Origin of the sequence: Campylobacter sp. BCW_6463 (genome assembly GCF_001762785.1) — a bacterium.
Classification (GTDB): Bacteria; Campylobacterota; Campylobacteria; order Campylobacterales; family Campylobacteraceae; genus Campylobacter_D; species Campylobacter_D jejuni.
The window spans coordinates 47,000-67,573 of the sequence record NZ_MJXL01000029.1; the positions used below are offsets into that span (position 1 = coordinate 47,000).

The window sequence follows — 20,574 nt, forward strand, 5'->3', positions numbered from 1 at the left end:
AAACCTAAAAATATAATTTAGGAAATTATACACAATTATCCCTACAAAAGTAGGGATTTTTAGAGATTTTCAAAGCTCTTTTAACATCTTTTCATAAGCTGCCTTAGTTCCAGATCTTACATTTGTAAACAAACTTGCAATAATAATCACCACCGAAGCTGCTAAAAACCCTGGAACTATTTCATAAAGACCTGAATTTGCAAAATTCTTCCAAAGCACCACAGTAGCAGCTCCTGTTATCATACCTAAAATCGCTCCTACTCTTGTCATCCTACTCCAAAATAAAGAAAAAAGCATTACAGAACCAAAAGAAGCTCCAAATCCGGCCCATGCATAAGAAACTATACTCAAAACACTTGAGTTTTTATCAGTAGAAATCAAAAACGCTATTACAGCTACTAGTAAAACACCTAATTTACCTAAATTTAATACAACATGACTTGGCGCATCTTCTCTAAAAATCTTTTTATAAAAATCTTCTGCTATAGTAGAACTTGAAACCAACAATTGTGAACTTGCCGTACTCATAATAGCTGCCAAAATAGCACTGAGTAAAATACCTGCTATCCAAGGATTAAATAAAAGTTGCGACATCACAATGAAAATCTTTTCAGGATCTTGCAAACTTAATTCAAATTTATGCACATAAGCTATGCCCAAAATACCTATCATACAAGCACTTAAAAGACAAACCGCCATCCAAGCAATACCTATAAAAGTGGCCATAGGAATATCTTTAGTAGAACGAATCGACATAAAACGCACTAAAATATGTGGTTGACCAAAATAACCCAAACCCCAAGCAAGTGCAGATATAATGCTTATAACTCCTACTCCTTCGCCCATAGATAAAGCTTGTGGCTTTATTTCTCTTACTATATTCATCGCTTTACCAAAGCCACCTAAATAATAAAGCATAACCAAAGGCACAATGATTAAAGCCATCATCATTAAAAACCCTTGTATCATATCCGTCCAACAAACTGCCTTATATCCACCTAAAAAAGTATAAGCAACAATAATAATCGTTCCAGTAGTTAAAGCATAATCATATCTGATACCAAAAGTACTTTCAAAAAGTTTTGCTCCACTTACAAGCCCTGATGAAACATAAAAGGTAAAAAATATCAAAATTACCACCGCACATACGATGCGCAGTATATGCTTATCATCATCAAAACGAGTTTCAAAATAATCAGGAATAGTCAAAGAATTTGCAATCACACTGGTATAAATTCTAAGTCTTTTTGCCACAAAAATCCAATTTAAACTAGCTCCTATAGTAAGCCCAATCGCAATATAAGAATCTATAAAGCCACTTACATATAAAGCTCCTGGTAATCCCATTAAAAGCCAACCACTCATATCAGAAGCCCCTGCGCTAAGTGCAGATATCACAGGCCCCATAGTACGCCCACCTAAAAAATAATCTTCTGAATTTTTATTTTGCTTATAAAAATAAAAACCTATATAAAGCATCAATAAGGCATAAACTACAAACATCACTGCTATTGGGGTATTAATTTGAACTACTTCCATCAATCTCTCCTTGATCATTAAGATATTGCTCTAATGCCTAAATTTCCATAGCGATGAAAAGATATACTTAAAGCTTTTTCATTAAAATAATTTAAAAGTTCAAAACGACCATTTAACAATGGCTTTTCTCTTATGATGATTTTAGCAAGCTTTGCAGCCTCTTTATAAATCTCATCATTTACATCTGGCTTTGCCAAATAACGCACTCTTTCATATTCTTTAATACTCTTGATAAAATTTTCTTTATTTTCTTTTAAAAATAATACTTTTGCTCCTATGCTTTGAACAATTCGTTCTATCATACTAACATCTTGTTCATCATAACTGATACTTAGATCAATATTTACAATATTTGCACCTAAAATCACCCCTAAAACATCTTTTAAGCTTTCATTTCCACAAAGTCTTAAAACCATATTCTTTATTTTAGTATAAGAAAAAAGATTATCTTCTCCACGAATATTGACATAATCTTTTGAAACACTAAACTCATTTTTATAATGATAAGCATAAGATTGAGACATTTTAATTAAATCGTTCATAAAATCTTGTGATTCTTTTAAATCTATTTGTGCTAATTTTTTTGAAAATTTATCTTCAATTAAATGATCATCAAAATCTTCTTGCTTAATCTCTAAAAATTGAGTGATATAATTATAAATTCCCACTTTTCTACCCAAACCTATAGCTGATTTTTTAATTCCACCAAAAGGTTGGCGAAGCACTATAGCCCCTGTGGTTGGTTTGTTGATATAAATATTTCCTGCTTCTATATGAGTGTGAAAATACTCCCATTCTCTTTCATCTAAGCTTTCAAAACCTGCAGTTAAACCATAACCTGTGGAATTTACTATATCAATAGCTTCTTTTAAGTCTTTAGCCTTCATCACACTTAAAATCGGCACAAAAAGTTCATTCATATGGGTAAAATCACCCTTTTTAGTACCGTATTTTATGCCTGGAGTCATTAAATAAGGATTATCCTCTAAAAACTTAGGTTTTAATGCCCATTCTTCATAAGGTTGTAATTCATCTAAGGCCTTTTGAACTTTAGAACTTGGCTTATCAGCTAAAGCACCTAATTTATTTTTAAATTCAAAAGGACTGCCCACCGCCATAGAACTTGCAGCATCTACTAAAGTCTTTTTAAATTCTTCATCATGATAAACCTCTTCTTCTAAGACTAGCAAAGAAGTAGCTGAACATTTTTGACCGCTATTGCTAAACGCAGAATGAATGATATTTTTAATCGCACTATCACGATCAGCAAATTTAGAAACTATAGTCGCATTCTTTCCTCCCGTTTCAGCACTTAAAAGCAAGGTTGGATTAGCTTTTAACATAGCATAAGCAGTATCCTCTCCTCCTGTAAGAATTGAAAATTTAATCGCTTCATCAACAAGTAAATATTTAGAAATATCGCTTCCTTTTGAAGGTAAGAAAATCAAAGCGTCTTTTGGAATACCTGCATCCCAAAAACACTTACAAAGCATATAACCTGTTAGGGTTGAAAGTGAAGAAGGTTTATAAATCACCACATTACCTGCAGCTAGTGGTGCAGCTATGGTGCCCACTGAAATCCCTATAGGAAAATTCCAAGGAGCTATGGTAACCCCTATGCCTTTAGGTGTGAATGTAACTTTTGGATTTTGTTTTTTAAGCTCTTCTAAAGAGTGCGGATAAAATTCTATAAAATCAATAGCCTCACTCACTTCTGGATCGATCTCTAAAAAGGTTTTGCCCACTTCTAAAGCCGCCAAACCTATCAAATCCCCTCTTCTTTCTCTCATAAGTTTTGCACTTTTGGCTAAAATTTGATAAATTTCATCATGACTTTTTTGTATAAATTTGGAATTTTTAGCTACTTCTAAAGCTTGTTTGATTTCTTTTTCTCCGGCTAAATAAGCCTTTCCTATCACTCTATCTTCAATCTTATCTTTAACTTCTAAAACATTTAAATTTTCTGCTTTAAAATCAAGCTCACCTATGACAGGATAAACATCATAATCTTTTAAATTTTCATATTTAGCTTTAATTTCTTTAGCCCATGCTCTATTTTGCGCTAAAATAAAATCCGTATCACTTTCGTTGCTAAATTTTTTACTTTCATAAGAACTTGTGATATTTAATTCTTTATTTCTATCTTGCTTGCGATGCGTAGTGTTATCAAGAGTTTTTATGCCTTCTAAAGATTTTAAAAAAAGTTCTTTTTGGATATTCCAGTTTTTATCTCCTACTTTAAGATTGAAAAAATAACGCATAAAATTATCTTCACTTGTATTTTCATCAAGGCGTCTTACAAGATAAGCAATGGCATTGTTAAAATGTGCTTCATCGCAAACTGGGGCATAAAGGATTAAATCATGCATTTTAGATAATTCATAAGAACATTGCAAACTCATACCTTCAAGCATTTCAAAAGTAAAAGAATCTAAAGCACCCGCTTCACTTATGCGTGTATAAGCATAAGCAATCTCAAAGATATTATGACTTGCAATTCCTATGTTGATGTATTTATAATTATCTCCTTCAAGAATAAAATCAAGCATTTTATTATAATTGCTATCAGTATCTATTTTTTTGTAAAAAGTAGGAAGCTCCCAGCCTTTTTGAGATGCAATAGTTTCTTCACTTTCCATATTAGCACCCTTAACAAAACGGATCTTAATAGGCTTCATACCTTTTAAAACCCTCTCTTTTGAAAAAGCAAAAAGTTTTTTAAGATACTCATAAGAATCAGGAATATAAGCTTGCAAAACAATCCCCGCTTTAATATCAAATTTAGCCACACTTTCCATAAAAGCTACAACGGTGAGTTCTAAATCTCTAAATTCTTCCATATCCAGATTGATAAATTTAGATACACCTTGTTTTTTCTCTTCTTCCAAGGCTAAAGCATAAAGATAATCTAGTCTTTTTACTACCTCTTCTTTGGAATAATCAAAATCTATAATATTAATTTGTGAAAAAATAGTAGTAATTTTTATGGAAATATAAGTGATATAACTTGATTTTAAGGCTTCTTCGTATTTTTGCATACGATATTTACTCTCAGCTTCGCCTAAAACCTCTTCGCCGATTAAATTCACATTTAAGGTAATTTTATCTTGCTCTTTTCTTTTCTTAATATGTGGTTCTAAAACACTAGGATTTGCATCTAGAACCATGGCTTTAGTATCTTCTCTTAAATGTTTGACAAAAAAAGGTACACTTAAATTAGGAGCAAATTTACCAAAATTTAAAAAACTAAAAAGTAGGAATTTTTCAAAGGTGCTAAAAAAATCCGCTATACCATATTTATTCAAAGTATATTCTATAAGCTCAAAACTTGCATTTTTATCTTTACATCTAAAAGAACGATCTAGCAGTTCTATAAGCATAACTTTATTTTTGGGATTATTAAGAAGTTTTTGCATTTTTGAGTGAAATTCTTTTTCAGAATTTAAAATATTAGCTTCTATTTGTCCTTGCAATTCTTCAGCTAAGGCTAAAGCTTTTTGTATCATTTCGTATCTCCTAAGATAAAATAAATTTTAATAAATAATATATAAATAAGATAAAAAATAATATTTTAAATCATAGAAAATGTATAAAAAATGATAAAAAAAATTTTAATGGGTATATAAGTAACAAAAATTAAGAAATGATAATATCATTTTCTTGCTTATTTGCAACCTTAGCAATAATTTTAGCTTGAATATTTTCATCTTCTAGTTTTTTTAAACATTCTAAGGATTCTTTTTCACTTATAGAAATTAAAAGTCCTCCTGAAGTTTGCGGATCACAAAGTAATAATTTTTCTTCATTTAAATCAGGGATAAATTCTTTTATAAATTCTAAATTTTTATAAGCTCCAGCAGGAATTAAACCCATATTAAAATACTCTTTTACTCCATCTAAAAAAGGAAGTTCACTTTCAAAAATTTCAAAAGAAATATTTTTATTTAGCATTTCTTTTAAATGACCTAAAAGTCCAAAACCTGTGACATCACTCATGGCGCTTGGGTGAAATTTAAGAGCAATTTGACTGGCTTTATAATTTAACTCCATCATACTTTTAAGCATTATATCTAAATGTTTTTGATTTAGCATTTGTGCCTTTAAAGCTGTACTTAAAATTCCTGTTCCTAAAGGCTTGGTTAAAATGATACAATCTCCAACTTTAGAAGTATTATTAGCAATAAATTTACTAGGATGTACTTTTCCTGTAACACTAAGTCCAAAAAAAAGCTCAGTGCTTTCTATAGTATGGCCACCCACAACTAAAGCATTGCATTCTTGAACCTTATCATTTGCACCTTCTAAAAGCTCTTTTAAGATATTTAAATCATGATTACAAGTATCAAAACCTACTATATTTAAGGCATTAATCACCTCTGCACCCATAGCAAAAACATCGCTTAAAGCATTTGCTGCGGCAATAGCACCAAAATGATAAGCACTATCTACTATAGGAGTGATAAAATCAAGCGTTTGCACCAAAGCTAAATCGCGGCTGATTTGATATACACTTGCATCTTCATTATTTCCAATATCGCTAAGTAAGGCAGGGGTTTTTTGCATGAAATTTAAAATTGTTTTAAGACCACCCGGGCTTAATTTCGCTGCTCAGCCTGCTGCTTTAACAAAATGCGTTAAATTTTGATTTTTATATTGCAGTGTTTTTCCTTTACAAAGTAATAATCTTTGCTTTACCAAAAAGCTCGTTTAAAATTTCATAAGCATTGCCTATATTTCCTATTTTAAGTTCTTTGCTTTTATTAAAAAATTCCAAACAAGCTCCGCAACTTATGATCTCAATACCTAAATTTTCAAGTTCTTTCATAGCTAAATGTGCTTTATGATTTTCATCAACATTGATTAAAACACTTTCATTTACGCAAAGAATTTTACTTGGAGCATGATCTAAATTTTTTAAGGTACTTAAAAATCCTACAAGTAAATTTTGTCCCAATTCACCCTCACCCACTTTGTCGGTTTTTAAAAATAAAACATTATAATCGTGAATATTTACTTCACTAGAATTAAAATTCTTTTTTTGCACTTTGATGCAAAACTCTTGTGCATTTTCATCTATAATAGGATTTAAATTTAAAGAGTTAAGAAATTTTACAACATTATTTTTTGAAATAATAGAATTTAAAACAATTTCTAAAATTTCATTTTCTTGAAGTTTTTCAAGAGCGTTTTTTGTTTCAACTATAGGCTGAGGACAAGAAAGATTGCGACAATCAATTTTCATTATTTTTCCTTGATATTAGCTTTGAAAAATAATATTATTTTATTACTTGTTTTGTGTTTAAAAATTTTAAACAATATGGAAAAAATTCAAAAGCTCAAAATGAGCTTTTTTAAAATCTTTTTTTATTCACATCTTCAAGAATTGCCGCAGCAATTTGATTGACTTCATTTGTTATATTATTGGTAACATTTGCAACTTCGACATTTTCCTTAGTTACAGTTTCAAGTTGTGCTATAGCATCGTTAATCTGTGTGATTCCTGCTGTTTGTTCTTTTACAGATTCTGCTACTTCATTTACGCTTTGAACAAGTATATTAATATTTGCCTCTATTTCAGATAAGGATTTTCCTGTTCTTTCCGCAAGCTGTCTTACCTCATCTGCAACAACTGCAAAACCACGCCCATGTTCTCCAGCACGTGCAGCTTCAATAGCTGCATTTAAAGCAAGAAGATTCGTTTGCTCAGCGATATCTTTAATCACATTGACAATATTTTTTATATCATCAGCTTGCGAAGCAACCTCAACTGTTTTTCCACTTACATTTTGCATAGAAGAATTAATCTCCTCTACAGCTGCAGCCGATTGTTCTAAAGAACTCGCTTGTGCATTAGAGCCATCAGCAAGTTTTTGCATAGAATTTTTTAACTCTTCTGACTGATTGGCTAAATCTTTAGCAAAATTTGAAGAAGCTACAAGCATCTTTTTAATTTCTTTACCTAAAATATTAGTTGTAATCTCAACTTCGCCTTTAGCATCAAGCACCTCTGTGCTAAAATCAAGCGCTTTATAACTATCAAAAACTCTATTAATTTCATTCATATTAGAACCAATTTTACTTTGCAAAACATCAAGCATTCTATTAAGAACATTTTTAAGTTCTACTAATTGAGGGTTTATAGGATTTTTAGTAATTCTTGCAGTTAAATTACCTTTTTCGATTTCTCTAGCAGTTTGCACTGATTCATCTACAGCATTTTGATCTTGTTCTAAAGATATTTGAATCTTTTCAATATTTTCATTTATGATTCTACCCATTGCCCCTAGCTCATCATTGGCACGAATTTCAATAGCCTTAGGTTCAATTTTTTCATGGTTTAAAAAACGGAAAAATGATTCTAAAGAACTAAGAATCACAGGCAATCTAGATGCGACAATTTTTCTTACGCAATAATAAACCACTCCTAAAACAACAAAAATAAAAATAAAAGATGCGCTAATAATAATTAATTGTAATTTTTTCAAAGGTTCAAAAACTGAATATTTAGGAGCAGTTACCAAAACCGTCCAAGAACTATCTTGCACTTTAAAACTATTAATCGCAGCATAGGAATCATCACCATCAAAAGCTATATAGTTAAAAACTCCATTTTTTCCTTCACTCATAGCCTTATAAGTCTCTTGTGCACCTTTGTTAGGATTGACATCTTTTAAATTTTTTAAAACCAAATTTTTATTAGGATGAATTGCAACAAGACCATCTGAATTTAAAAGAATTCTTAATTCTCCATTATATTTTTGGCTCTTAGGGTCTAAAAGATAAGTAGCAATAGCCGAAAAATCCAAAGTCATACCGATAACACCTACAACTTGATTTTTTCGGTCAAATATAGGCATAGCAATATTTACAGCATCAAAATTTTGACCTTCTAAATTCATTTTAATAGGACGGCCTATATATACTTTATTTTCCCCATATTTTGCTTTTTTTAATATATCTTGCACAACTTGCAAATTAGCTATTTCATCACTAGCTTGTATTGCTTTTATTCCGCCTTTATTATCCTTTTCTTCATCGGCGTAAAGCATGACAAATTTTCCACTTTGAGTATTGAAAAATTTACTCTCTTCTTTAAAGTATTCTGGCGGATCGATAAGATACAAATAAGTAAAATTAGAATAAGCGCTATTATCAAAAGTATTGGTTATAATATTTGTTATATTATCTATATCTAAATCTTCTTTGGAGGTTGATCTAAACATTTCTGTTAAAGTACCTGAAATACTTTTATTTAAAGCGATCATTTCCCCAAAAATTCCTTGAGTTTGGGTAGCATATTCTTTCGTGATAGAAGCAAGAATATCTTCTGTATTTTTGGTAATATTTTGACTTACTTGTTTTGTGATTAATGAAATTAAAATAACAAGTCCAATAACAACAACAGTTGCCACAGAAAAAATAAGTTTTAAACCTATATTTAAAGATTTAAACATCTTACAACTCCTAAAAAAATTTAGTTTCTAATTTTAACATATTTTTTTAAAAAATAATATTAATTAATTATAAAAATATTATGTATTAGTATTTTTTGATAGAAGATTTATTTTTTTCCTTTTAAAAACAATTCTTTAAAACGTTTATTAGCGTATTCTTCTATGTCCTTTTGCAAAATAGAGTAATTTTCCATTAATTCCAAAGCTCTAGGAGTAAGTTTTGTTCCTGATTCTTTAGAGCGTCCTTGTCGTGTGCTAACTAAAATTTCTTGAGAATTTTTTTGTAAGGTTTGTAAATGCATCCAAGCTTTTTTATAATTAATCCCCATAAGTTTAGAAGCATGCAATAAACTACCTGTTTGTCCGATAAGCTCTAAAAGTTCTGTTTTTCCTCGTCCAAAAAGCAAATCTCCATCCGCATTTTCAATCCAAGTTTTTGTTCTTACTATAAATTGCTTACCTTTTTTTTCTTTAAAACAACCAAGTTGACAATACTTTACATCAACCTTATAAGCTTTTAAAGCTGAACGCATACTTTTAAGTCCACAACCTTCTTTAGCAATATCTCTTGCATCTTTACAAAAAATTCTACGCTTTTCATCTAAACTAGGTTCTATTTTTTTAAGCACTTCAATCTTTGCTTTTTCAAAATCTAAATATCCAAATTGCCCCAACTCGCAATTATCAATTCTCATGTGATTTTCATCGGCTAATTGTCCGATTTTTTCTATATTTACATTAAATTTCTTTGCAATTTTAAAAGCCGTACCACAATCTAATTTTTCATTACTATTTAACAATTCTCTCATGTATGAGATGATTTCTTTTTCTTGGTTTTTATCCATGAATTCTAAATTCTCCACTATAAATATTAATCTTATTTTCTCTAGCAAAACCACAAAGCGTTAAATCAAATTTTCTTGCTATCATAACTCCTAAACAAGTAGGAGCCGTGCGTGAAACAAGGACTGGAATTTTATGCATAACTGCTTTAGCTACCATTTCAGAACTTAGCCTTCCACTAACCATTAAAAAACATTGACTTAAATCAACCCCAGCTAAACGTGCTTTTCCTAAAGCTTTATCTATGGTATTATGTTGAGCTATATCTTCACCTATAAAAAAAGTTTTCTCATTTACAAAAAGCTTAGCCGTATGTACACAGCCTGTTTTCTCATAAAGCTCACATTGAGTATAAAAAGTACTCATTTGTTTTAAAATTTCATCTTTGCTAAATTTTACATCAGAACTAATTTTACTTGCTTCAATGGCTTCTAAATCGATATTTGCAGTATGTGCTCTACCACAACCACTTATAACTACACCTTCAGCATTAAGCTTTGCTAAATTTTCTTTATCAATCTTTGCTTTGATATGCACACTCATACCATCATCTTTTGTTTCTATGTTCTCAATATCGCTTACTTTCGCAATGATATTTTCGCTCATTAAATACCCTATTGCTAATGCCTGTTCATCTACAGGAGTTGCCATTAAAGCACCTACTCTTTCATCATTAATAAAAATTTCAAGCTTAATTTCACGCACTAAAGTATCATCGCATGTAAAAGATTCATCACCTTTATATTTTAAAATTTGAGTTGTAAATAAGGGTTCCATAAGCTTTCTCTTTTCGCGTTATTTTAAAAATTTAATTATATCAAAAAAACATAATTAAAAGTAATACTGATAAAAAAATAGGGATTTAATTTATAATTTTTAAGAATTTTAAAGCATTTTATATCAAAAAAACATAAATTTACTCTTTAAACTCTTCAAGTGAAAATATACTAACAATTTGAAATTTAAAAACAAAAATAAAATTTTCTCTTTATAAAATTACTTCTTAAGCTCTTTTTTATGGGGGGGGGTATAATGGTTTTTTTATTTTTTGTATAAGGAGAATTTATGAAGCTTTCGTTTTCGGCGAGTAAAGTTTTAGTGGGTTTTGGCTTAGGTGCTGCACTTTGTAGCAATGTAATGGCAGTAGATTTAAATTCTAAAAATACCTTAGTTGAAACTCAGACAACACCAACTGAAATAGAACTAGATGGGATTAGCGGAAAAAATCTGCAAGATTATTTTGAAGTTAAAGGGCAAGATGTAGTTTTAATAAATAGAGATAGTTTAAAAGGCAATGATTTAACCATAAAATCAAACATTCCTAGATTTGATGATGAAAGCTTTTTAAATCCAGATGATAAAGATATCGATACTGATGAATTTAAGTATGTCTTTGATTTGGGTGATAAAAATACTTTAAATATCGAAAATGTTGGTATGGAAAGTTCTTACATTGCAAATCTTTATGTAAATGCTAAAGAAACCATACTTAAAGATATGAATTTATATGTCAATCAAAGCGGCTCGGTGTTCAATGGAGATTTAAGCCTTAGCGGAACTAATTTAGTAGAAGATGATACACAAAAAGGCTCAAGAGTATCTGTATATGGAAATAACCTTGTCGTAAATGGAAATTTAAATGCAGACAAAACCTTTTTTGAATTTGGCAATCCTTATGCAGTGCAAAATTATTCTATAAAAGTTGCTAATAATGCGAATATCACTAATTCTAAATTTAGCGTAAATGGTACATCTTTTAGAGATTTGCTTGCTAAAAACACACTTTTAATCCAAGCACAAGGATTTAATAAGGATATAAGCACATCAAATACAGCTGAAGCTTCATATGGCAAATTTGCAAGTGATTATATCGATATAGATAAAAATCAAGACACCTTTCAAAGTATAACACTTGATAAAAATTTGCTGGATATGGAATTAGTAGATTACAATTTAAAAGAAGTAAATTGCGGATCTAGCAAATGCTTGGTAGCAAATGGAACAGCAACTGAGCATTTAAAAAATACTCTAACTCAATTAAAAATTGACTTAAAAATGCTAGAAAAACTAATAAAACAATTTAATGATAATGAACAAATAAAAAAACAGCTTGAAGACCAAAAAAATAAATTAAATGAAATAATACAAAAAGGCGAAAACAATCCAAACTTAGACAAAGAAGTAGTAAAATTATACAACCTTAAAGAAGGAAGTGCTGAATATAATGCTGTACTTAATCTTAGAGAAATCGCAGACAAACTTGTAGATCAAGGTTTAGGACTAGATTTAAAAAGTTTTAGCGGTGTAAAACTAGCCCTACAAATCAAAAAAGACACAGACAATACAGGTAAATCTGTATCCAATCTCAATTCAGCTTCTAGTGCAGTAAATACCACTATGAATATTTCTAATGATGTTTCTATAGGTTCTCGTGTAGCAATGCTAAACAATCCTTTTGGAACTTATGCTTCTAAAATGAATGGCCTTAAATTTGCTGCTTTAGATAGTGATATGAGACCAAGCTATGTAAATGAATATACCAATAGTATTTGGGCTAATGCTTTTGGTGGTGCTAACATTATCGATGGAGATAGTGGTGCAATGTATGGTGCTACCGTAGGGGTAGATAAACAAGCTAATGATAATGTTTTATGGGGTGCTTATTTTACTTATGCAAATGCTAAAATCAAAGACAATAATTTAGAACAAAAAAGCGATAACTTCCAATTAGGTATGTATTCTACTATCAATATAGCTCCACAATGGGAACTTAATCTTAAAGCTTATGCTCAAGTTTCTCCAACTAAACAAGACAATATTCAAACAGATGGTGCATATAACTCAGATTATACAAGCAAATTCTTAGGATTTAGTGCTAATGTAGGTCGTGTGTTTGACTTTAGTGATAATACTTTATTTATTAAACCTTTTGCAGGGATAAATTATTATTTTAGTTATACTCCATCTCATACAGAAAATGGTGCTATTGCTAAAGATATTGATTCTATGAAAAACAATTCTGTAAGTGTTGAAATGGGTGCTGAATTTAGAAAATATATGAATGAAAACTCTTATATTTTTGTAACTCCAAAAATAGAACAATTTGTTATCAATAGTGGTGATGATTACACAGCTAACCTAGCTGTAAATAATGCTTTCTTTACTAGCGTAGAAGCTAACAACAAGAAAAAAACATACGGACAAATTATCGTAGGGGGTAATGTAGATTTTACAAATCAACTCAGTATAAATCTTGGCTTTGGTGCTAAACAAATACTAGCAGGTAAAGTAGATAATAAAAATGAAACTTACTTAAGTGGTCAAGTAGGACTTAAGTATAAATTTTAATCTTAAACTTTTTGAGAATTCTTTACAACGAAATTCTTGTTAAAACACAAGAATTTAAAAGTTTTAACCTATATAGTACGGCAATCTCTGCCGTGCATAGGATTAAAAGAGATATAACAAACACGCTTTTTTACTACGCAGTGTAGATTAAAATGTAAATGTTTTTAAGAAATTAAATTAGAAATAAATTTATTTTAAAATATTTTTAATCACTTTTACTTTGACTAAATTTAAAAACATCTTAAAAATTAATAATATTCCTTAATAAAAAAAGATAAAAAATGCTAAAGTTTAAAAAACCTAGTGTTTATGGAGATTAGAATGATTAAAGAACAATATTTATAATTGCTTTAATTGTTCTTATTCTTATAGCTAATTTAATCAAACAATAAAATATGTTAAAACCTTACTTAGTCAATCTTTAAACACAAATTCTTACTAGGCTTTGGTAGAGAGTTTAGCCTAGATCAAATCTCACCCCAAAATAAAAATCTAATTTAATTAAACTTATTTTATTAATGAAAAAAAGTCCTTAATATAAAATATCGAATTTAAGTATAAGAATTTTATAAATATTTAAATTTAAAAATCTCTCTTAAACTAAGAGAGATTGATAAAAAATTAAATTTTCACATTAGGATCATAAGAAAAACTAGGTTCAATTTGCTTTTTATTGCTTAATTCTTTATACCAATAAGAATGTAAAATATAAACCTCTTCTTCTTCTTTATAACCACTAATCATAGAATGGATACTGCCTTTGATTGCAAATACTGCCATATAAATATGCACGCCAAAAAACACTGCACACACTATACCCAAGAAATTATGCACTATAGCTGAAATTCTTAAAAGTTCAATTTGAGTTAAACCAAAAAGACCTTGAATTGCCGTGGAATTAAAATCAAGAAAATACATAAATCCACCTGTAATTATCATCAAAAATCCACCAAATACAGCTATATAATACCAAGATTTTTGACCAAAATTAAACTTACCTGCAGGTACAGGACGTTTTACTTTGCTTAAATAACCACCTACTATCATCATCCATCTGATATCATAACTTGCAGGAAGCATTCTTTTAATCCACCATAAAAACATAGGGATTATAGAGATGATAAATAAAACCGTTGCAAAAGCATGTAAATTTTTACAAACTCTTACAAAAAGTCCACCTCCAAAAGTCGCCCCAAACATCATCACAAAACCAGTTGGCACTAAAATCACCCAAGAAATTGCCGCGATAAAATGAAAAAGTCTTTCAAATAATGTAAAAGCATAAATTTTCTTTCCATCGTGTGAAAATTGCTTAGGTCCTATAACCATATAATGCAAAGCAAATGCAGACAATACCGCAATAATAGCGATTAAAGCTATAGTAGCTATATATTCACCTTGCAAAGTTGTCCAAAGTTTGCCAAAAGTATCATAATTTGGGATATTTGTAATACGATGAAAATCCCAAATTTGAGTATCTTGTCCCATTCTCTCGCTACCATAAGCAAATAAACTTACCACGCTTAACAAAAGCGTTACAAATACTTTTCTCATAAGCGTTCCTTTCCTGTGTAAGCAATCTTCCACTCCAAACTTTCTGAAGGATTTGGAATGCCATAATTTCTATTCATAAGTCTATTATGATAAATCTCTTCTATTTTAGAACTTTCACCTACTAAAAGTGCTTTTGTCGAACACATCGCAGCACATACAGGAACTTTTCCTTCTGCGATACGATTTTGACCATAAAGTTCTCTTTCTTTTTCTGAATTCGTTGCTTCAGGGCCACCTGCACACATAGTACATTTATCCATAATGCCTTTATTTCCAAAAACACTATCTTTTGGAAATTGTGGTGCACCAAAAGGACAAGCATAAAGACAATATCCACAACCTATGCAAATTTCTTTATCGTGCAAAACAATACCATCAGCACGGATGTAAAAACAATCCACAGGACAAACGATAGAACAAGGAGCATCATCACAATGCATACAAGAAATAGAAGTTGAAACTTCTTTTCCTTGAATTCCTTCATTTAAAGTAATTACACGGCGGCGGCGAATATGAATAGGAAGCTCATGTGCTTCATCACAAGCTACCGCACAACCATTACAATCAATACAACGCTCATTATCACAAAAGAATTTCAAGCGTTCTTTTTCCAAATTTGCAAAATTTACCTTACTCATTTTCCATCCTTACTGATTCTACAAAGCCCACCTTTAGTCTCTGGAATCTGACACATGATATCATAACCATAATTTGTTACCGTGTTAGCACTTTCTCCGCTTGCATAAGGCTTAGTTCCTTCTGGGAAATTGTGCGTTAAATCCACGCCTTGCATAACTCCTGTAAAATGGAAAGGCAAGAAAATCATATCTTTTGCTACACCTGGATTAACCTTCGCTCTTACATGAATTTTAGTGCCTTCTGGAGAATGCACCCAAATCATATCTCCTGCTTTAATGTCTTGCTCTTTTGCTAATTCAGGATTGATCTCACAAAACATTTCAGGTGTTAAACGCGTTAGATACATAGACGCTCTATTTTCCATACCTGCACCATTTAAATTCACAAGTCTTGCGGTAACAAGATTAAGCGGGAATTCTTTAGAATAATCCTTAGCTTGTTGCACAGAAACAAATTTAGTATCCACGCGGTAAAGCGCTTTTTGATCTTCAAAACTTGGATATTTTTGCACCAAATCGTTTCTTGGAGAATGTAAAGGCTCACGGTGGAGTGGAATTTTATCTTTAAAAGTCCAAACTACAGCTCTAGCTTTAGCATTTCCATAAGGAACTATGCCTTTTTCTATACATTTAGTTGCTATGATATTGCTATCATCATAAGACCAAGTTGATCCCATTTTTTCTTTTTCTTGAGCACTTAAAGTAATGCCTAAAACTTTTTCTATATTATCTTTAGTAATTTGTGGATAACCTGTATCAATAGGCGAATTTAAAGGCGCATTTTTAGCAAGTAAACTCTCTCCTTCATACTCAAGTCCAAAATTGTTTCTAAAGCCCATACCACCTTTTGCTACTTCAATGTCGGTATTATAAAGCACAGGAGAACCTGGATGCTTATCACTCCAACAAGGCCAAGGAAGCCCGTAATACTCGCCAGCAACTTCGTCTTTTCCTTCTAAAGTTACCTCATCAAATTTATCCCAGTATAAAGTATGTTTTTTAAGCCTTTCAGGACTCCAACCATTAAGCCCTATACTTCTAACTGCTTTTGCAATTTCTCTTGTTGCATTTTCAGGCCAAACGATCTCACCTTTTTCATCGCGTAAAGTCTTGGTAAAGTCTTCATAAAAACCTAATTTTTTAGAAAGCTCAAATAAAATTTCTTGATCTTCCATGCTTTCATAAAGTGGATCTACAACCTTAAATCTCCATTGTCCACTACGATTTGTAGCTGTTACACTTCCGCTTGTTTCAAACTGTGTTGCTGCAGGTAAAAGATAAATCCCATCTTTTCTTTCTGCGATAATCCCTGCTTCATTTACAAAAGGATCAGCCAAAACTAAAAGCTCTAAAGCTTCCAAACCTTCTTTAACTTTTACTTGTTGTGCGGTTGAAGTGATACCATTTCCCATAACTACTAAAGCTTTTAAAGGCGTTCCTGCATTATCGATAGCATCATTTCCATCTTTTCCATTTAAAGCTGCTGCCCACCATCTAGCAAGTGAAAGTCCGGTTTTATGCATCCAATCTTTACTTACAAAATTTCCTAAAAGCCATTCATAATCCACACCCCAAATTTTGGCATAGTATCTCCAAGTCGCTTCATTTAAAGGATAATAACCAGGTAAATTTTCACTCAAACAAGCCATATCCGAAGCACCTTGAACATTATCGTGTCCGCGTAAGATATTAACTCCGCCACCAAATTTACCTATATTTCCAAGTACCATTTGCACAATAGGTGCTAAACGTGTATTTGAAGTTCCTACAGTATGTTGAGTTAAACCCATAGCCCAAATAAGCGTAGTTGGTTTGTTTTTAGCTACTTCGTGAGTGATTTGCACCAAAAGTTCTTTAGAAATTCCCGTAACATTTTCTACTTCTTCGGCTGTCCATTTTGCTGCTTCTTCGCGAATTTTATCAATTCCAAAAACTCTTTCATCAAGATATTTTGTATCTTCTAAACCTTCATCAAAGATGATTTTTAGCATTCCATACATGAAAGCAATGTCAGTTCCTGGACGAATTCTTGCATAAATATCCGCTTTTGCTGCACTTTTTGTAAATCTAGGATCTACAACGATAAGCTTTGCACCTTTTTCTTTTGCTTTTAAGAAATGTCTAAAACCCACAGGGTGATTTACTGCTGGATTTGCTCCAATGATAATGATACATTTACTTCTTTGGATGTCTCCAAGATGGTTTGTCATAGCGCCATAACCAAATGTATTCGCCACACCGGCGACTGTTGCGCTGTGTCAAATTCTAGCTTGATGATCTACATTGTTCGTTCCAAAAAATGCTGCAAATTTTCTTATATAATAAGCTTGTTCATTATTAAGTTTTGCAGAACCTAAAAACATAACACTTTCAGGATTTTCTTTACGATAAGCAGCTAGTTTTTCTCCGATCTCACTTAAAGCTTGCTCATAACTTATGCGTTTCCATTCTCCATTTTCTTTTTTCATAGGATATTTTAAACGCACATGTGAACGCACCATATCGATCATATCAGATCCCTTGCAGCAATGTCCACCTGAACTCACAGGATGATCTTGAGCGATTTCTTGACGCACCCAAACACCATTTTGCACTTCTGCAATAATCCCACAGCCTACAGAACAGGCTGTACAAACTGTTTTTACTTTTTTACTACCTTCATAAGCTTCTTTAAGCTCATCAGCACTCGCTTCTCTTAAAGTTTCACTTCTAGCAAGCAACGGTGTTGCTAGGCTTGAAAGTGCTGCCATTTTAAGAAAAGAACGACGCGTAAGCTTGATATTTTCACCTACACTTGACATTACTCAGCCTTTATATAATAATTTTCCCAATTAGCACTTCTTTGAAAAAGCACTTCTTTTTTCTTACTTTTACCTTTAACCAAATCTTTTCTTTCTTCATCTTTAGCTAGAGCTAAAGTTGTGCTACCAAGCACTCCAGCAGCCCCTAAGGCAAAAGCGGATTTTTTAAGAAATTCCCTGCGATTTTTCACGAGTCCTCCTTTGTTTATTTGCTTCTCTTCTTAAAAATTCTGAACGCGATAGATCGTTTTGCACTTTTTTAGAATTTATTTTTGCAGGTTTTTCCACTTCAAAGCAAAGTCTTTCAAATTCCATAAAAGCCGATGCAATACTTGCAATTTCCTTATATAAATTCGCATTTTTATTCATGAAAACATCGCCTAAAAACTCATCAATGCTTTTATTGATCACTTTTTCAAAAAGCTCTTTGGCTAAATCATCTTCATTTTGCCTTAAAAATTCACTCATTAACAATAAACAAAATCCAACACTATCTTCACTTTCTTTAAAAAATTTTTCATTGCGTCTTATTTTACTTTTGACTAAAATTTGACGCACGCAAAGTAAAGGATTTGAATTTTCAAAACCTTCTTCTATGTAAGAAAAAGTCGTTGGGATGCTATTTTTAAGACTTAAAAAAAGCAAATCATATTCTTTAAAAAATGCTTGTATAGAATTTTCATCATCTAAATGCTTAAGCAAGATATCAAAATTTGATTTTAAATTTTCATCAAATAAACATTCTTGCATTGTCTTTAAATACTCTTGTAATTTTGACAATCTTTCTTCAGAAAATGAAAAAACAAAAAGCTCTCCTAGACATTGATAATAAAGACTTCTAGCTAATCTTAATTTTTCCAAATCCATTAAAGCCCCCATGCATTCAAAATTTTCAAAAATAGCTTTAAATTTTGCTTGAATGAATATTATGCAAAATATACCTAATATTCATTTTAAAGCCGATTTTTAAATCGATTTATCTTAATACTATTTGATTTAAAAATCACTGAATTTCAATAAAATTCCACAAGGATTTAAAATATTAAAAAATCATACCAAAATATTGAAAATTAGATATTTGAGTTGATTTTATATTTGAAAAAATAAAATACTTTGCATAAAATTTATATCTTTGATTCTCTTCCAAATAAAATTAACATTTTATGCAAATTATAAATAATACTAATTTCTTAAAGAATAATCCTTATAAGAAAATTCTCTTATCATTTGAAGTTCATTTTTTACATTTAAAAGCATGAGATTTGGAAGTCTTATACCATTAAAAGTTGTGTTTTTCACAATGGTGTAATGAATTTGATCTAAAAAAACAATTTTATCGCCGATTTTAAGCTTTTTATCAAAGGCGTATTCTCCCATTACATCGCCCGCTAAACAAGTATTTCCAGTAAGCAAATAGGAAAATTCGCTTTCTTTTAAGTCTGAAATTTTTTCATTTTCTCTTGTGGCTAAAATTCTAGCATTTAAAACTTCACTTGTATAAGGCATGATGATAGTATCTGGCATATGTGCTTCGCTTGAAGTATCTAAAATGGCAATTTGTTTTTCATTTTCTATGATATCTACTACACTAGCCACCAAATTTCCTGTTTGCCAACCCACCGCTTCGCCTGGTTCAAGATAAACTTGCACACCGTATTTATCACTGAAATTTTTACACAAAGCAATAAGTTTTTCAACATCATAGCCTTTTTTAGTGATGTGATGTCCTCCTCCAAAATTCACCCATTTCATTTGCCCTATCCATTTACCAAATTTCTCTTCAAAAGCCTTTAAAACAGCTTCTAGAGCATCAGCACTTTCTTCACAAAGTGCGTGAAAATGAAGTCCTTCTATAGCATTTAAATCCACATTTTCAAAATCTTTAGCACGAATTCCAAGTCTTGAGTATCTTCCACAAGGATTGTAAAGTTCTTTTGGGGCTAGAGAAAATTCAACATTACAACGAAGACCTAAGGAATTTTTTTGTGTTTTGCTTTGAAATTTATGAAATTGAGCTAAAGAATTAAACACTATGTGATGAGATAAACTGGCTATTTCACCTATTTCATCTTCTTTAAAAGCAGGCGAATAAGTATGAATTTCTTTATCCATGTATTCTTTAGCAAATTTTGCTTCCCAAAGTCCGCTACAAGTGCAACCTTTTAGGTATTCTCCGACAATTTTCATCGCTCCTGAAAAAGCAAAACCTTTTAAAGCTAAAAGCACTTTAGCACCACTTTTTTCACCAACACTTGCTAAAAGCTCACAATTTTTTCTTAATTTATCTTCTTCTAAAATATAAGCTGGAGTTTGAATTTTTTCATAAAACATTATTTTTCCTTGATTAAATTGCTAAAATCATAACAAAATTAAACCAAATTTTCAAAATAAATATTT

13 protein-coding genes and 1 pseudogene are annotated in these 20,574 nt (G+C 31.0%); 1 reads left to right on the forward strand and 13 read right to left on the reverse strand.

All coding sequences use genetic code 11. The features are described 5' to 3' along the window. Positions 1-69 precede the first annotated feature (69 nt). From putP to fdhD, 7 genes are all read right to left on the reverse strand, one after another. Positions 70-1,539, reverse strand: a complete 1,470-nt coding sequence (gene putP, locus AJ884_RS02775; RefSeq protein ID WP_070286425.1) for a sodium/proline symporter PutP — start codon at positions 1,537-1,539, stop codon at positions 70-72. Between the two features lie 17 nt (positions 1,540-1,556). Then, positions 1,557-5,045: a proline dehydrogenase family protein gene (locus tag AJ884_RS02780; RefSeq protein WP_070286426.1), complete on the reverse strand. Its 3,489-nt coding sequence runs from the start codon at positions 5,043-5,045 to the stop codon at positions 1,557-1,559. 130 nt (positions 5,046-5,175) lie between these two features. Then, positions 5,176-6,198 carry a selenide, water dikinase SelD gene (gene selD, locus AJ884_RS02785; protein WP_079860378.1) on the reverse strand — a complete coding sequence of 341 codons (1,023 nt, stop codon included), beginning with the start codon at positions 6,196-6,198 and terminating at the stop codon, positions 5,176-5,178. Positions 6,199-6,208: 10 nt separating this feature from the next. After that, positions 6,209-6,781: a sulfurtransferase-like selenium metabolism protein YedF gene (gene yedF, locus AJ884_RS02790; protein WP_002867054.1), complete on the reverse strand. Its 573-nt coding sequence runs from the start codon at positions 6,779-6,781 to the stop codon at positions 6,209-6,211. Positions 6,782-6,890: 109 nt separating this feature from the next. Next, positions 6,891-8,993, reverse strand: a complete 2,103-nt coding sequence (gene ccaA, locus AJ884_RS02795) for an aspartate chemotaxis receptor CcaA (protein ID WP_070275956.1) — start codon at positions 8,991-8,993, stop codon at positions 6,891-6,893. 107 nt (positions 8,994-9,100) lie between these two features. Further along, complete coding sequence (locus AJ884_RS02800) at positions 9,101-9,838, reverse strand: winged helix-turn-helix domain-containing protein (protein ID WP_002870865.1); 738 nt, start codon at positions 9,836-9,838, stop codon at positions 9,101-9,103. After that, on the reverse strand, positions 9,831-10,613 hold the full coding sequence (fdhD, locus tag AJ884_RS02805) for a formate dehydrogenase accessory sulfurtransferase FdhD (RefSeq protein WP_052794950.1): 783 nt from the start codon (positions 10,611-10,613) through the stop codon (positions 9,831-9,833). The genes AJ884_RS02800 and fdhD overlap by 8 nt, the downstream gene beginning before the upstream one ends. 1,455 nt (positions 10,614-12,068) lie before the next feature. Here fdhD and AJ884_RS10285 point away from each other — a divergent pair. Beyond that, positions 12,069-13,184: pseudogene (locus tag AJ884_RS10285) on the forward strand (autotransporter outer membrane beta-barrel domain-containing protein); the annotation flags it as partial. Between the two features lie 621 nt (positions 13,185-13,805). Here AJ884_RS10285 and AJ884_RS02815 read toward each other — a convergent pair. From AJ884_RS02815 to nspC, 6 genes are all read right to left on the reverse strand, one after another. Then, on the reverse strand, positions 13,806-14,738 hold the full coding sequence (locus AJ884_RS02815; protein ID WP_044778902.1) for a formate dehydrogenase subunit gamma: 933 nt from the start codon (positions 14,736-14,738) through the stop codon (positions 13,806-13,808). After that, the gene (gene fdh3B / locus AJ884_RS02820; RefSeq protein WP_002851264.1) at positions 14,735-15,376 is read right to left on the reverse strand and encodes a formate dehydrogenase FDH3 subunit beta; all 642 of its coding nucleotides are present in this window, start codon (positions 15,374-15,376) and stop codon (positions 14,735-14,737) included. Before fdh3B ends, AJ884_RS02815 begins: the two co-directional genes overlap by 4 nt. Beyond that, positions 15,373-18,177: a formate dehydrogenase subunit alpha gene (locus AJ884_RS02825; RefSeq protein ID WP_079889223.1), complete on the reverse strand. Its 2,805-nt coding sequence runs from the start codon at positions 18,175-18,177 to the stop codon at positions 15,373-15,375. Before AJ884_RS02825 ends, fdh3B begins: the two co-directional genes overlap by 4 nt. Next, positions 18,177-18,368 carry a twin-arginine translocation signal domain-containing protein gene (locus AJ884_RS02835; protein ID WP_002851537.1) on the reverse strand — a complete coding sequence of 64 codons (192 nt, stop codon included), beginning with the start codon at positions 18,366-18,368 and terminating at the stop codon, positions 18,177-18,179. The genes AJ884_RS02825 and AJ884_RS02835 overlap by 1 nt, the downstream gene beginning before the upstream one ends. After that, positions 18,343-19,056, reverse strand: coding sequence for a molecular chaperone (locus AJ884_RS02840; protein ID WP_002851502.1), 714 nt, complete (start codon positions 19,054-19,056; stop codon positions 18,343-18,345). The genes AJ884_RS02835 and AJ884_RS02840 overlap by 26 nt, the downstream gene beginning before the upstream one ends. A gap of 303 nt (positions 19,057-19,359) precedes the next feature. Then, positions 19,360-20,508 carry a carboxynorspermidine decarboxylase gene (gene nspC / locus AJ884_RS02845; RefSeq protein ID WP_002881767.1) on the reverse strand — a complete coding sequence of 383 codons (1,149 nt, stop codon included), beginning with the start codon at positions 20,506-20,508 and terminating at the stop codon, positions 19,360-19,362. Positions 20,509-20,574: the final 66 nt, after the last annotated feature.